At 39.7% G+C, this 15,265-nt stretch carries 12 protein-coding genes; 11 read left to right on the top strand and 1 reads right to left on the bottom strand.

Annotated features, from left to right (window positions below; all coding sequences use genetic code 11):
• Positions 1–10: 10 nt before the first annotated feature.
• Positions 11–160: a hypothetical protein gene (locus tag BACINT_RS24295; protein ID WP_007659703.1), complete on the bottom strand. Its 150-nt coding sequence runs from the start codon at positions 158–160 to the stop codon at positions 11–13.
• A gap of 733 nt (positions 161–893) precedes the next feature.
• Here BACINT_RS24295 and BACINT_RS00490 point away from each other — a divergent pair.
• The 11 genes from BACINT_RS00490 to BACINT_RS00435 all read left to right on the top strand — a co-directional run bounded on the left by BACINT_RS00490 (position 894) and on the right by BACINT_RS00435 (position 15,264).
• Positions 894–1,160: a PqqD family protein gene (locus BACINT_RS00490; RefSeq protein WP_021967495.1), complete on the top strand. Its 267-nt coding sequence runs from the start codon at positions 894–896 to the stop codon at positions 1,158–1,160.
• Between the two features lie 560 nt (positions 1,161–1,720).
• Positions 1,721–3,010, top strand: coding sequence for a tyrosine-type recombinase/integrase (locus BACINT_RS00480; RefSeq protein ID WP_007659695.1), 1,290 nt, complete (start codon positions 1,721–1,723; stop codon positions 3,008–3,010).
• A gap of 993 nt (positions 3,011–4,003) precedes the next feature.
• Positions 4,004–6,352 carry a leucine-rich repeat protein gene (locus BACINT_RS00475; protein ID WP_130070139.1) on the top strand — a complete coding sequence of 783 codons (2,349 nt, stop codon included), beginning with the start codon at positions 4,004–4,006 and terminating at the stop codon, positions 6,350–6,352.
• Between the two features lie 114 nt (positions 6,353–6,466).
• On the top strand, positions 6,467–7,579 hold the full coding sequence (locus tag BACINT_RS00470; RefSeq protein ID WP_007659689.1) for a hypothetical protein: 1,113 nt from the start codon (positions 6,467–6,469) through the stop codon (positions 7,577–7,579).
• Positions 7,560–9,206: an ABC transporter ATP-binding protein gene (locus BACINT_RS00465; protein ID WP_007659688.1), complete on the top strand. Its 1,647-nt coding sequence runs from the start codon at positions 7,560–7,562 to the stop codon at positions 9,204–9,206. The genes BACINT_RS00470 and BACINT_RS00465 overlap by 20 nt, the downstream gene beginning before the upstream one ends.
• Before the next feature lie 5 nt (positions 9,207–9,211).
• Positions 9,212–10,075, top strand: coding sequence for a hypothetical protein (locus tag BACINT_RS00460; RefSeq protein WP_007659687.1), 864 nt, complete (start codon positions 9,212–9,214; stop codon positions 10,073–10,075).
• Positions 10,063–10,545, top strand: coding sequence for a hypothetical protein (locus BACINT_RS00455; protein WP_007659686.1), 483 nt, complete (start codon positions 10,063–10,065; stop codon positions 10,543–10,545). Before BACINT_RS00460 ends, BACINT_RS00455 begins: the two co-directional genes overlap by 13 nt.
• A gap of 76 nt (positions 10,546–10,621) precedes the next feature.
• Positions 10,622–11,743, top strand: coding sequence for a nucleotidyltransferase domain-containing protein (locus BACINT_RS00450; protein ID WP_007659684.1), 1,122 nt, complete (start codon positions 10,622–10,624; stop codon positions 11,741–11,743).
• Positions 11,744–11,755: 12 nt separating this feature from the next.
• The gene (locus tag BACINT_RS00445; protein ID WP_007659682.1) at positions 11,756–12,625 is read left to right on the top strand and encodes a hypothetical protein; all 870 of its coding nucleotides are present in this window, start codon (positions 11,756–11,758) and stop codon (positions 12,623–12,625) included.
• A gap of 117 nt (positions 12,626–12,742) precedes the next feature.
• Positions 12,743–14,230 (top strand): TolC family protein, encoded by a 1,488-nt coding sequence (locus BACINT_RS00440; RefSeq protein WP_044154522.1) that lies wholly within the window; start codon positions 12,743–12,745, stop codon positions 14,228–14,230.
• A gap of 47 nt (positions 14,231–14,277) precedes the next feature.
• The gene (locus BACINT_RS00435; RefSeq protein ID WP_007659678.1) at positions 14,278–15,264 is read left to right on the top strand and encodes an HlyD family secretion protein; all 987 of its coding nucleotides are present in this window, start codon (positions 14,278–14,280) and stop codon (positions 15,262–15,264) included.
• The last annotated feature ends 1 nt before the right edge of the window (position 15,265 follow it).

Below are 15,265 nucleotides of genomic sequence, written 5' to 3'. Positions count from 1 at the left end.
CAACTTTTATTTAGTCGTCGCCACCACTAAAGTCACCGTCGTCTCCACCTATCCCGGGACCTTCAATACCAGAAGCAGCGAAACCTAATTCTACTTCTACTTTCAGAACTTCCACTTTTGGAGCTTCATACTTCATTTCCTTTTCTACTTTCATAATCATAAATTTAAATTGTTAGTAATATTAAAAATCTCTTCATTATTAACTAGTAATACACTTTTCTATACTATATAAAAAAATCAAGCCAGTTCTTACGATCTTGCAAATATTTCTATAAAGAAGACCAGTAAAAGCTCCTTTCAGCCTGCAAAGTAAGAAACAAATTTCCTAAATATATTTGAGTGGTATTTTATTGATTATCTGATTATTATATGCTTGGAAGAAATCTTTTAAAATAAAAAGAAAAGAATTTGTTATAATCAAAAAGAATGAATCAATATATTAAGAAACAGCTTATTACGTATTTAGTAGAAAACATCTTATTTTATTCTTCTGCATATATTGACACCTCTTTCTTGCACCTTATAGAATAAAAGCACACGATAGTAATTCTCTTATTTTCAATAAGAAACGGATTTTATAAATGACAAGAAACTCACTTTTTTAAATAGCAATGACACCATTTTCAGGCACTAGCAACAAGAAATGCATTTACAAAGAGCCATCGAACACACTCAGTGAAGCCATGTAGCTATACCACTTTCCTCCCTCGTAATAACTTGGTGCTGAATTAATACTCGCATAAAGAGAGATTGCCACCTTAATAGATGGAAGATAATCACTGATAAAAAACAATTAAATCTGTTATAGACTCTTTTTTTATATTATAGTATACAATTTTCAAGAGAATGTTTACCTTTGCATTTCTTGAAACACTAATTTAATGTTTGTCACTATGAAAATTAAAGAGAATTATAAAGTTCGGGAGATTGCAGGTGAAAACCTGATCGTCGAGCAAGGAAAGTCCCAGTCTGATATGACTAAAGTAATTTCACTTAATAATACAGCACTGCTTCTTTGGAAAGAATTGCAAGGAAGAGAATTTTCTTTGGAAGATGCTGCAGAAGTATTAATGAATCATTACGGCATATCCAAAGATCAAGCCTTAGTTGATGCCCAAAAGTGGGTGGATGCTTTGGGTAACTGTGGAATCATAGGATAGTTCTTTCCTGTTACATTTACTGGAGAAATATTAATAGTTTGCTATAACTCATTGCATATAATGAGATAGTATTATAATCAGATAAATTAAATTATTCTGTTTTGGTACACTCTTTTTTGTATTGAAAATAGCAGATGTATTCTTTGTATATATACCTGAGGTTAACATTAAAGAGAAATTCTCTTACTAAATAGGCGTGATATATGACCTATTAAGTTCTATGTATCACGATAAAACGCTAAAAACAAATTTCCTAAATTCAAAAGAATTCGTTATTTTTTTATCTTTTCAGGTAAAAATATGGCAAATTCTCCTTTATCGTGAAAACATATCTCTATTCTACACGCTTTTGCGAGCCAAAGGTAGATATTTTATTGACATCTACAAACAAAATAAAGCTTTTTTTTTATGCTTTTCAACGAAAATGCATAAATACAAACTTTTTTATAGCTTTCTTATGGATTCTTATTGAAAATAAGATGGGCACTCTTTGTTTATATATCACTATAATCTTGATAATTATGGAACAATTACCACTAAACTGAAAGGAAGAAAAAGAAATGAAAATTAGATTCAATCTAAAGCAGGTCAGTGAAAAGAATAAACTGACGCAAATAATGCTTGTGACAACTATCAATAAACGGAGAATCAGAGTTTATACAAAACTCCGTGTAGAGCCACAGTATTGGAATCATGAAATATATCGATGCTATCAGAACGGAGGCTTGAACATACGGGAGAGGCTTCGGTTGAAATATATTAATGAACAAATTGATAATTTAGTAACGTCTTTATGCGAAATGGACGAACAACTTGCTATGAAGGGAGAGTACCTGTCGGCTGCTGTTGTCCGGCAAATCGTTGATAAAAACCAGCAGAAGGAACAACTTTTGCAAAATCCGATTGCTTGTCTGAGAAGATTGGTTGGCGAGTATGAAAAGAATGTAAATCGCAAAGGAAAGCGTGGCATTGAAAGTACCAAGGCTACCTACCTCACTGCGTTGGGGCGTCTGGAAGATTACGACAAGCAACGGAAAGTGCCGATCGGTTCGTTCGACGACTTCAATAAAAAGTTCTTTGTGGATTTCACCAACTACCTTTACGAGTACAGTTATGGGAAAACCGGAAAGCATTATACTCAGAATACAATCATCAATACGCTGAAAGTAATCAAGAATCTGTTGCATCGTGCTTATGACAGCGAGATGACAACCAACAACTATTTCTTGAAAGTTCAGACTACACTGCCTGCTGATTCGAGTGAACAGATTTATCTGCAAGAGAAGGAGATCCAGAAGCTTTCTTTGGCAAAGACAGAGAGTGACCAGGAGCGTGAGGTAAGGGATGCTTTTATTATTGCCTGTTATACAGCATTAAGGATTAGTGATATACAGCAGTTGAATAAAGCAACCGTACGGAAGGGAGTAATATCGCTCTACCAAAAAAAAACGAAAGAGCTGGTTGAAATTCCGATATTGAAGGAAATAGCGCCACTGATTGAACATTATCAGCAGATTGGCTTTCCGGTTATAGATAAGGTGAAGGCCAACAAAATCATTAAGGTTCTTGCCGCGCGATGCGGTATTAATGAGGCTATTAGCCGTAAGGAGTACCGTGGTGGAGAAACTACCATCGTAACAATTCCGAAATACGAATTGATAAGCTTCCATACGGCCAGAAGAAGTTGTGTGACCAATCTTTATAAACGTGGCTATCCGATTAACTACGTGATGTCGCTTTCCGGACATCGTTCTTTCCAAGCATTTCAGCGCTATATGAGAGCATCGAGTAAAGAACTGATGACTGATTTCGTCCGGTTACTGAAAAAAGAAAAAGCTATCCTAGCTTAGAGTCTTAAGAAAAAGAGTGCCCTTTTACACATACATGTGTATGTCTTGCTCCGTACCAAGTCTATGTCAAGTCCGTACCAGCTCCATGTAGAGGTACTTTTATACGGAGCAAGTACGGATCTGGTATGGACTTGACTCGGTCCAGGTACGGTTTGGTTCCCTTATTGCGTTAGTTGATTATTATCGAGAGTCTTCTCTCCAAGAGTCACCGAAGGAATTATTTACTTAGCTGTAAATAAGATTTTTATTGCCGGTGTCTGATAATGGTGCTAACTCAATTTGTAGCAATAGGAGTTTTCTCGTTTGGCTACCTCGTTATGTTTTGAAAATAAGCATGTTACCATATTATATTGCTATATAATATGGTGCCAGAATAAAGTGCCAATATATATAAATAGTTTGAAATGCCATTAACTATCAATGGCACAACTACTTAATTACTAAACCTATACATCGTTTAATACTATTTCTTGGAAATTCTATTCTTTCCCTATTTTCTCCTCTTACTTATTATTAGTATCCAGATATTCAACGAAATACACTAAAAATATATTTAGGAAATTTGTTTCTTACTTTGCAGGCTGAAAAGGCGGTTTGCTATGCTTATTTATAAAGTAGGAATAGTAAAGTTCTGCAAGAATAAATCCGGTTATAGAATGATGAGAATAACATATTGATATTATTAACAATTAAATTATTTGTAAGTATGAAAGTAGAAAAGGAAATGAAGTATGAGGCTCCAGAAGTGGAAGTCCTGGAAGTGGAAGTAGAAGCAGGTTTTGGACCAAGCGGCGATGTGCCTGGTGGTGGCGAAGATCCATTTTAGGTAATACTACTTCAATGAAACAATTTTTATAATGGCTTCTATACGCACGATTCAAACAATGATATACCCTGTTCCAGACAGTAATAATACTTATCCTTGTTGTTTCGTGCATCTAAGCATTATAAACAAAACAATCTAAATAAAAAAAACATTTAAAAAGAATGCAGATGAAAAAAATTTTATTTTGCGCAGGCATACTAGCCTTAGCTGCAAGTTGTGCAGAGAACGAAATAGATTCAATCTCCGGACAAAAAGAAGCTACCAAAGGAATCTCTTTTGAAGGTGCATTAGTAGAAACACCGACTACAAGAGGAGATTTGGCATATGATGACGTTTCAGGCATACATAACTTCTTCTGGTATGCAGAAAAAGATCAAATTAGTATTTGGAGTACAAATACCACAGGTGCTACTAACGCTAATGAGACTACAGCTTGGGATAAGACTAAAGTTGTTAAATACAAAGCTACACAATCCAAAGCTAATGGTGTATTTACTGCTTATCAAGATGATAACATCTTGGATTTCCAATGGGAGCCAGGAGAAAAAAACTGGAATGATCCTACTAACGAACAGTTTAAATCACAGTTCATAGCCACTTATCCTGCCACTGTAACTTTAGCAGCAAATGATAAATATGAATTCTCAAATCTACCAACATTGAACGATCAAGACCAATTAACTCTTGATGGGCAAGATGTTACAAAGAAAATCATGATGATTTCTCATACCACAGCTGTTAAAGAAAACTCTTACGATGCTGTAGGTGAGAAAATTGATTTGAATTTCATCCGTCCGTTTACTGCCGTAGTATTCAGAACTAGTGGAATTGATGAAGAATATGCTAATATTTTTGGTAAACTTAAATCTATCACATTGACTGCAAAAGGATATGATGCAGACAATAATGGTAGTAGCACTGACCCAGAAGATATTGCACCTTCTTACATAGATTATGGTTCTAATGCTCACTACCTCTATAATAGCGAAAAGCCGGAAGAATCTAAACTAGTGAAAGCAGATGGTGGTGATATTACTGATATGGCAAGTGATATTAACGATGCTGCTCAAGAAATAAAACTGCAACTGCAAAGTGGTACAGGTCTTGAATTTAAGGATGGCAATATTGCATACATGGCTATCAATAAGATTGATCGTAAAGCCTTCAAGGATGCTGGAGTTAAAGAAACGATGTTAATGAAGTTTTCTTTTGAGCATATTGATCTTCCTAAGACAGTTGAGACCGATGCAAACTGGCCATCTACAATGAATAACAAATTTATTGGTGGTAATCCTACTACTCTGGACATCAATTCATTCCCTTATTTGGTAACAAACACTGTTGGTGCCCGCACTTTGATTGTCAACAAAGGAGCGTTCTCTCAAATCTTTAATGCTAGTAAGAATAAAGTAAAATGGAATGACGGCACAGAACAGGAATATGATCTTAATCAGTTTACAAACATCATTTCCAAAGTTGAATTAACTACTGAGGAATTGGCTACATTGAAAGGATTTACAGCAGCAACTTCAATCAAATTAACAGAGAATGCAACAATTCCTGCCAATACATTCAAGAACTTAACAGCTTTGGAAACCATCAATCTTCCGAAAGCAACTACAATTGCAAAAGACGCATTTGATGCAAGTACTAACTTAGTTAACGTAATCATGCCAGCATACAAATTTGCTGACGAAACTATCAATCCTCAGATTTTGAAGAAAGCAAGCCTCGTAACTTTGAATATGTCTGGCGTTGATCAAATGAGTGCTGCTTTCCCGGCTAAAGGTTTGAGTCTTAGTGATTACAACCTGTTAACAACGGTTACTGTTAAAGATGGTCTGTTAGTAGGTGCCAGCTCATTCAATGGTTGCTCTGCTTTAACAACTATCAATGGTGCTATCGAATTCCGTGAAGATGGTGCTGCTGCATTCAAGGATTGCGTTGCATTAACAGAAATCAATATCAAGAATACTGTTATTCCAGCTGATGCATTTAGTGGATGTTCTACGCTGGAAAAAGTTCTGAAAGATGGACAACAAGTTTTACCAACTTCTGTAGGAAGCCAAGCATTCATGAACTGTGCAGCATTGAAAGAAATGAATTTAACTCTTGCAACTACAATCGGTGAAGAAGCCTTCAAGGGATGTACGACTCTTTATGGTGTAGCAGATGCAGCAGAAGATGGCAAGAAGATTATGTATGTAGGTGCTACAACAGTTCCTCTCGGAGTATTCGAAAATTGTACAGCATTGGAGTACGTACATTTCATGGAAGCAACTTCATTCGATAATGACATTTTCAAAGGCTGCACAGGTGGTAGTCAGTTAAAAGAAATCAAATTCAAGAAGGCCTTCACAATTGCTTCAGGTGTAAGCTCAAATGCTACATTTGGTAGCAATACCCAGGTAGTGAAATTGTTCATTAGCCCAGCTCAAAGTGTAAAAACATTCAACAACAATACTCTAAAGTTGAATGCTACAGATATTACTTTCTTAAGCATTACTAAAGAATAATCCTTAACCAAGATAAGTTCATCGAACTACTCTTAAATAATGCTACTTATCAAAAAGGTGAGGCTTATGCCTCACCTTTTTTAATCACCCAGCCTAATTTTCTGATTATTATTTATGAAAAGAGAAATGCTCGATCCCACCCAAACGGACTATATACTCTTACTTTTTAAATTATGGGATGCCAGAATGTTTTTATTAAAAACAAGTATGGTAGGACTTCTCATCGGAATACTAATCTTTATCAGTATCCCCAAGGAATATGAAACGAGCATTTACACTGTACCCGAAAGTACATCAGGAAAAATAGATACAGACGAAGGCTTCTCATCGGAAGTGAGTATCGGAGGCAAAAAGATACAAGATGCTATCATTCCAAGCCTATATCCAGAGGTTGTTAGTTCTACCCCTTTCCTTCTATCACTATTTGACATACCCATAACACTATCCAACAATAAAGAACTAAGTACATTAACGCTATCCGAATATATGTCCACACACCAACGTTCACCTTGGTGGAATACTATCCGTGTTGGCATATTACAAATCATTAGCTTCCCAATCACCATTTTTAGCGAAAAAGAGACAAACGATACCAGCAACCTACAACCTACTAGTCACCAACATGGCGAAACCATAGACATTTTCCATCTCTCCAAACGCGAAATTGCTATAGCTGCCGCAATCAATAGTAGAATCAATGTGGATGTAGATAAGAAAAAAAGAACAGTTACTTTACATATACGTATGCAGGATCCTCTTGTTTCTGCAACAGTAGCGGATAGCGTAATGGCTAAATTACAAAAATTTGTCTCAGATTACCGTACTAAAAAAGAATGTATAAATCTGGAGCATGCAGAAAACCTCTATCAACAAGCACGCAAAAGATATTATGAAGCACAAGAAACTTATGCCCATTTCGCAGATGCCAACCAATCCTTATCACTCAAACTTTACCAAAAAGAGTTATACAATTTACAAATAGCCAAAGATATTGCCTATAAAGAATACACCGAAACATTACAGCAATTGCAATTTGCCAAAATCAGGGTATATAAGAAACGCCCTGTGTTTGCTATCATTGAACCTGCCACTGTTCCACTTAGTCCAGTTTCTCCCTCGAAAATAAAAATTCTATCAGTAATCTTCTTGCTATCACTAGCTATGGGATGTGGTTGGATTTATTTCAAAACTATGCCCTGTTACAACTATGATCAAAAAGATATATAAACTATTATCGGAACGCCAGCAAAAACGTAGTGTAGCAGTCATGTTTATGGTACTGCTACGTGCTTTGCTCGATTTTGCAGGCGTAGCTGCACTGATCCCTGTATTACTAGCTATACTGGAACCCGATGGTAGCCGTGAGAAAATGCTGACACTATGCTGTATAATTTTATTATTTGTAATGCTAAAGAATGGGCTGGTTATATTACTGGCACGTATGCAAAGCCGTTTTCTACTAGATATATATCGAGATTTTAGCCGGAGAATGTTTGTGAATTACTATCGCCGGGGATTACTTTTCCTGAAAGGCACGAGTAGCCTGCAACTGGGGCACGAAGTGAATTATGTATGTTACACATTCAGTTTGTGCGTATTGGCACCCGTCTTTCGCATAGTGAGTGATTTGGTGCTTGTGCTACTGATGATATCGGCACTTGTAATATGGGAACCAATTGCAGGACTCTTACTCTGTGCCGCATTCCTGCCATTGGCCGGAGGATATGTAGGATTAGTACGAAAACATCTACGTCGTTACGGCATAGAGGAACTGGAAGCACGCCGAAAGCAGTTACGAACAGTAGTGGAAGCCTTTCGTGGCTTTGCAGAACTAGAAGTAGCACATGCTTTCCATACCACAATTTCCTTCTTCGACCAAGGCATAGAATCTATAACACGAAATCGCTTGCGAATGGAAATATGCCAACTTTTCCCGCTATTTTTATCGGAAATAGCTATAGTCTGCGGATTAGCATTATTGATAGGTGCAGGACGTGAAGACCTCGGACTGATGAGCGGCGTATTTGCTGTTGCAGCCTTCCGGCTACTACCTGCCATACGAAGCATTTTGAATAATTGGGGGACACTCCAGAACGCCTCGTACACACTAGAAATAGTAGCCGAAGGAATTGCTGATATACCGCAAAAAGAGATGGAAACGGAATCTCCCTTCACCTTCAGACAAGGTATTGAATTGTGTGGTGTAAGCTTTGCTTTTCCGGATGGCCATATACTTTTTAGAGACCTGAATTTGAATATCAAACGTGGTGAATGCGTAGGCATACGAGGTACGAGCGGATCAGGCAAATCCACTTTATTTAATCTGATGCTTGGATTCCTGGAACCTATTAGTGGGGAAATTCGTATAGACGGAAAACGGTTAACAGTTAACAATCGGGAAGAATGGTATAAAGTGGCAGGTTATGTACCACAAGAGATTTTTATAACAGAGGGTACTCTTGCCACCAATATAGCCCTGGGACAGGTGCAGGTGGATTACAAAAAAGTGATGAACGCCTTGGAACAGGCACAGCTCAAAGAATGGGCAGAACATCTACCGCAAGGATTAGATACGCCTTTAGGCGAATTTGGCAGTCGGTTGTCCGGCGGACAGAAACAACGGATAGGAATAGCCCGTGCACTATATAAACAAGCGGAAATACTATTCTTCGATGAAGCAACTTCAGCACTAGACCATCGAACGGAACAAGAAATCAACCATGCCTTGCAAGAACTTTCTCATCAACGCCATGAACTTACCATAGTCATCATAGCCCACCGTGAAAGTTCACTCGCCTTTTGTGACCGGATATTTGATCTGGACAGCGGAAATACATATACTAAAGAAAAATAAAGAAAATGGAACAAGATTATTTAATTGCCGGACATCGCATCAAGGTAGAAAACGAAACATTAATGCATGCCATGGACAGAATGTCGGGCTTCGAAGTATTCAAAGTAAATAATAAAGATGAAGATACTTTCCGTTTCGTTCTAGTAGACAGTGAAATACCAGCTTGGAAAGAGATTCTTTACAGCATCGATATTAACGGAACCATAAATCGGTTTGGAACCTGTACCAACGGGTATATATTCGAATCTACTCCTCCAGAGGGAGAAACACTGGAACTATGGGTAGACAATAATGGACATACAGCCCACCTAAAGGGTAACCTTGATCCGCGTTTACTACGTTTTGCCTGCTGGATGGCTTATGGCGTGATGACCGTGCCTTATCAAACGGTCGCCATCCACACCAGTACAATTGTATGTCGGGGCAAAGCGGTACTCTTTCTGGGCGAAAGCGGTACAGGAAAAAGTACACATACACGCTTATGGCGTGAAAATATAGAAGAAGCCACACTACTGAATGATGACAGCCCCATTGTCCGCATTACAGACGGACAGCCATGGGTATGGGGTAGCCCTTGGAGCGGAAAAACACCTTGTTATAAAAAAGAATGTTATCCTCTTGCTGCCTGTGTCCGTTTGTCACAAGCACCGTTCAATAAGATTAGAAGACTGGCTGTGGCAGAGGCCTATGCTTCATTACACCCTTCGTGTCCACCAGCCTTTTCTTATGATGAATCTTTATATGATTCCATTTGTGAAGTACTGAATGCTATACTCACCAATATACCTGTATATCATTTGGCTTGCTTGCCAGATGCAGATGCGGCCCGTCTATCTTATGAAACAATCTTTGGGACATGCGAAAAATAGTGGTATCCAACAACTTCTTTAACGAAGCCGCCAAGGCATTAAAACAAGGACAGACAGTAAAGTTACTTATTGGCGGACACAGTATGTACCCTTTCATCAGAGGAGGAATAGACCTGGTGGAAGTAGTTCCCTTCTCTTTTGAAGAAGAACTGCCTGCCTGGTGTTGTCCTTTTTACCAATGGAATGGAAAATATTTAATCCATAGATATATAGGTAAGAAAGGAAATGAGTATATGATGCTGGGAGATGGAAATCTAGCGCGCATTGAACGAGTGAAACGGGAAGATATTATCGGAATATTAAGAACCATCTACCGCCCTGACGGAACAGTGCAGGATTGCCGGGATACACGCTGGCTGAAGAAGGCAAAATGGTGGTATCGGTTACGTTTTTTACGACGATGGCTGTTACCAGTCTTAGTTTTCACCTCCGGAAAGGTAAAAATAAGTAGTGTACAGCATAAAAAATGAACAAGTTCATTTTTTATGCCCTTGGTTTGCATTATCTTTGCCCCGGAAAAGAAAACAGTGAATTCAGCAGAAGAATATGACTCCGATACAAAAACAGTTTTTTGCACTGGTGCAATCAGGTCTATGGGGTACACCTGTAGATACCACTCTATTTAATATACAAACAGATTGGGCACAGCTGTACCAATCAGCCAAAGTGCAAGCCCTACTAGGCATCACATTCGATGGTATGCAAACTCTGCCGCAAGAACTGCGTCCGAAGCGTGAACTTTATTTAAAGTGGTGCAATGCATTACTGCAAATAGAAGAAAACAATCACATTCTGAATCAAGAAATCGCCAAGGTATACACGCTCTATCGTGCCAATCAGATAGAGCCCGTTTTGCTGAAAGGACAAGGAGTGGCACAGAATTACCGGAATCCATTGCACAGACAATGCGGAGACATTGATTTATATATAGGTCCCAAGAATTATGAAAAGGCCAACAAGCTGTTAAGGACAGAATCTACTGGAGAACACGAAGAGAATCATAAACATACATGTATACACTGGCATGGTGTAGACATAGAAAACCACCGCGTACTCTCCCGGCTCAGTTCTCCTTCCTCCGACAAGAGTTTCCAACAGGAAATAGCCCGGTGGCATGGTACAACTGCTTGTCGGAATCTAGAAATAGAAGGTTACCAGGTAACTCTCCCTCCCCTATCTTTCGATGTAGCCTACGTGCTGACACACTCTGCACTACATTTCCTCAATGAGGGAATCGGACTCCGCCAGGTATGCGATTGGGCCAACATACTCCATACGCAAAAAGACAATATCGATCTTAAAGAAATTGCTGATTTACTGCAAAAATGGGGATTAAGCAAAGCAGCCAAAATATTCGGGGTTGTTGCCGTAAACTATCTGGGACTTCCCATGGAAGATTTGCCTATCCCTTATACTCAAAAAGATATAGAAACCGGTGAATGGTTACTCAATGATATATGGCAAGGAGGTAATTTTGGGCAACATAACCAAAATCGCAAGCAACGCCCTAAAGGATACTGGAGTGGAAAATGGTACACTTTCACCCGCGCCACTCAACGATGCCGTGAATTCGGAGCCTTGGCACCGGCCGAAGCACGTTGGTATCCTCTCATGCTCGCCGTTCATTCTGCTCAGGTACAATGGAATAAAATGTGGAACAGAAATTAAATAGGAAATAAAATGAAAAATAAATATTTAATCGCTATAGGAACTCTGTTAGTAGTATTATTAGTAGGAGTTACCGTGTTATTACTCTCTGAGAAGCAAACCAATAAAGAACTGGTACAGGAGTTCCAACTGGAAAAGGAAGACCTGGAAAATGAATATACGCGCTTTGCACAACAGTACGATGAGTTGAAACTGACAGTTTCCAATGACTCCTTGTCTGTACTGTTGGAACAGGAACAATTAAAAACCCAACGTTTACTGGAAGAACTGCGTACCGTAAAAAGCAGTAATGCCGCAGAAATACGCCGACTGAAAAAGGAGCTTGCCACTCTGCGTAAGGTTATGATAGGATATATCAACCAGATAGATTCACTGAACCGCCTCACTGCTCATCAGAAAGAAGTGATTGCACAAGTGACGCAGAAGTATAACGATGCTTCCCGCCAAATCAGCAATCTGGCGGAAGAGAAAAAGAATCTGAATAAAAAAGTCACCCTTGCCGCCCAGTTAGACGCTACCAATATCAACATACAGGCTGTCAACAAACGGGACAAAACAGCCAAGAAGGTGAAAGATGTAGTAAAATTCAAAATAGGATTCACAATCGTCAAGAATATAACTGCCGAGACAGGAGAACGTATTATCTACGTACGTATCACCAAACCGGACAATGATGTATTGATCAAAAATCCCGCAAACACTTTCCCATACGAGAACCGCGAACTGGGTTATTCCATCAAGAAGTACATTGAATACAACGGTGAAGAACAAAATATAACCGTATATTGGAACGTGGAAGAATACTTATATGCAGGTACTTACCGTGTAGATCTCTTCGCTGACGGAACACTTATCGGCTCGCAATCCTTTACATTGGACTAAAAAAGTTTAAATTATTTTGAGGTCTCACTGAAAGCCTATACATTTGCATCGTTGTTTATGCAATTATTGTTGCATCACAAAACAACGTTTTAATCACCTTAATAATGTATAGACACGATGAGAAAGTTCTTCTGTTTCACTTGGTTGGTATGTCTGACCTTCTCAGTCTGCGCACAAGAGGTTTTAAGCCTCGATAGTTGCCGTTCATTGGCAATTGCCAATAACAAAGAACTACTGATAAGCCAGGAGAAAATAAACTCTGCGCATTATCAGCGAAAGGCAGCATTTACCAATTACCTCCCCGACATTTCCGCCACCGGTGGATATATGCGTACCCAAAAAGAAATTTCACTGTTGAGTGATGCCCAGAAAGGTGCATTAGGTTCAATGGGAACTCAAGTAAGCGGTGCTATGCAAAATGGTATACAAGGTATACTGACGCAGCACCCTGAGTTAACACAGAATCCGCAGTTCATGGCACTGATCCAGGCATTGGGCAACGTAGACATTGCTTCTCCTCTCAATGGTCTCGGAAACTCCCTCGTTGATGCATTCCGTACAGATACCCGCAACATGTACGCCGGTGCTCTAACGTTGACACAACCATTGTACATGGGTGGAAAAATTCGCGCCTACAACAAGATTACCAGATATGCCGAAGAATTGGCACGCCAACAGCATGATAGTGGCCTGCAAGACGTAATCCTCAGTACCGACCAGGCTTATTGGCAAGTCGTATCGCTCGCCAGCAAAAAGAAGTTGGCAGAAGGTTACCTCAAATTATTGCAGAAACTGGAAAGCGATGTGGATAAAATGATTGCCGAAGGTGTTGCAACTAAAGCAGATGGTCTGTCGGTAAAAGTAAAAGTAAACGAAGCGGAAATGACACTCACCAAAGTGGAAGATGGGCTGAGTCTTTCCAGAATGTTACTATGCCAACTATGTGGTCTGGACCTCTCCTCTCCCATCATCCTGAAAGATGAAAAGGGAAATGACCTCAAGCCCGATCCGGTAGCTGCCAACGGCATTGATCTCAATACGGTTTATGCTACACGACCGGAAGTACGCAGCCTGGAACTTGCCACGGAAATCTACAAACAGAAAGTAAATGTCACCCGTTCAGAATACTTGCCATCATTAGCTTTGATGGGCAGCTACATGATGACCAATCCTTCTGTTTTCAACGGATTTGAAAAGAAATTCAAAGGTATGTGGAATGTCGGTGTAGTATTACAAGTACCCATCTGGCATTGGGGAGAAGGTATGTATAAGGTAAAAGCAGCCAAAGCAGAAGCCCGTATCGCCCAATATCAGTTGGATGACGCCAAAGAAAAGATTGAGCTTCAAGTCAACCAGTCGGTTTTCAAAGTGAATGAAGCTGCAAAGAAACTGATTATGGCAGAAAAGAATCTGGAAAAAGCGGATGAAAACCTCCGTTATGCTACACTCGGATTTGAAGAAGGCGTGATAGCTGCCAGCAACGTACTCGAAGCACACACAGCCTGGCTTTCTGCCCAATCCGAAAAGATAGATGCACAGATTGACGTAAAACTGACTGACATCTATCTGAAGAAAGCATTGGGACAATTAAATATTAAAAATTAAAAGGGTGAAAGCTCATAAATCATAAATCTGAAATCATAAATCATAAGATGGATACCAAATCACAAAACAGTAACATGCTACTAGCGTTCTTAACGCTGACAGGCGTCATTGCCATTGTAGCCGTAGTGGGTTTCTTCATGTTGCGCAAAGGACCGGAAATCGTACAAGGTCAAGCTGAAGTCACAGAGTATCGGGTATCAAGCAAAGTACCGGGACGAATTCTGGAATTCCGCGTAAAGGAAGGACAAAGTGTACAAGCCGGGGATACCCTCGCCATACTGGAAGCTCCGGATGTGTTAGCTAAGCTGGAACAGGCTCGGGCCGCAGAAGCTGCTGCTCAGGCACAGAATGAGAAAGCACTGAAAGGCGCCCGTCATGAACAGGTACAAGCTGCCTTTGAGATGTGGCAAAAAGCCAAAGCAGGACTTGAAATTGCCGAGAAATCTTACAAACGTGTGAAGAATCTTGCTGATCAGGGCGTGATGTCAGCCCAAAAGCTGGATGAGGTTACTGCACAGCGGGACGCTGCCGTCGCTACAGAAAAAGCCGCCAAAGCTCAATACGACATGGCAAAAAACGGTGCGGAACGAGAAGATAAAGCAGCAGCTGCCGCCTTGGTAGACCGTGCCAAAGGAGCCGTTGCAGAAGTAGAATCTTATATCAAAGAAACTTATCTTATAGCCCAGACAGCCGGAGAAGTTTCGGAAATCTTCCCCAAAGTAGGTGAATTGGTAGGAACCGGTGCACCGATCATGAACATAGCCATACTGGATGATATGTGGGTAACTTTTAATGTTCGGGAAGATTTGCTGCAAGGTCTGACAATGGGAACTGAATTCGAAGCTTTCGTTCCGGCATTGGATAAAAATATCCGCCTGAAAGTGAACTACATGAAGGATCTTGGTACTTATGCAGCCTGGAAGGCTACGAAAACAACCGGGCAATTTGATCTGAAGACTTTTGAGGTAAAAGCTTTACCACAGGAGAAAGTGGAAGGCTTACGTCCCGGAATGTCGGTGATACTGAAGAAGTGAT

Origin of the sequence: Bacteroides intestinalis DSM 17393, from assembly GCF_000172175.1 — a bacterium.
Taxonomy (GTDB): Bacteria; Bacteroidota; Bacteroidia; order Bacteroidales; family Bacteroidaceae; genus Bacteroides; species Bacteroides intestinalis.
The sequence above is the reverse complement of the archived record's forward strand: the minus strand, read 5'-3'. Positions and strand labels throughout refer to the sequence as shown.

Coding starts and splice junctions, on each gene's coding strand:
- BACINT_RS00435 (WP_007659678.1), top strand. CDS start 14,278: ATGGATACCAAATCACAAAACAGTAACATGCTACTAGCGTTCTTAACG.
- BACINT_RS00455 (WP_007659686.1), top strand. CDS start 10,063: ATGCGAAAAATAGTGGTATCCAACAACTTCTTTAACGAAGCCGCCAAG.
- BACINT_RS24295 (WP_007659703.1), bottom strand. CDS start 160: ATGATTATGAAAGTAGAAAAGGAAATGAAGTATGAAGCTCCAAAAGTG.
- BACINT_RS00480 (WP_007659695.1), top strand. CDS start 1,721: ATGAAAATTAGATTCAATCTAAAGCAGGTCAGTGAAAAGAATAAACTG.
- BACINT_RS00450 (WP_007659684.1), top strand. CDS start 10,622: ATGACTCCGATACAAAAACAGTTTTTTGCACTGGTGCAATCAGGTCTA.
- BACINT_RS00475 (WP_130070139.1), top strand. CDS start 4,004: ATGAAAAAAATTTTATTTTGCGCAGGCATACTAGCCTTAGCTGCAAGT.
- BACINT_RS00440 (WP_044154522.1), top strand. CDS start 12,743: ATGAGAAAGTTCTTCTGTTTCACTTGGTTGGTATGTCTGACCTTCTCA.
- BACINT_RS00490 (WP_021967495.1), top strand. CDS start 894: ATGAAAATTAAAGAGAATTATAAAGTTCGGGAGATTGCAGGTGAAAAC.
- BACINT_RS00460 (WP_007659687.1), top strand. CDS start 9,212: ATGGAACAAGATTATTTAATTGCCGGACATCGCATCAAGGTAGAAAAC.
- BACINT_RS00465 (WP_007659688.1), top strand. CDS start 7,560: ATGATCAAAAAGATATATAAACTATTATCGGAACGCCAGCAAAAACGT.
- BACINT_RS00470 (WP_007659689.1), top strand. CDS start 6,467: ATGAAAAGAGAAATGCTCGATCCCACCCAAACGGACTATATACTCTTA.
- BACINT_RS00445 (WP_007659682.1), top strand. CDS start 11,756: ATGAAAAATAAATATTTAATCGCTATAGGAACTCTGTTAGTAGTATTA.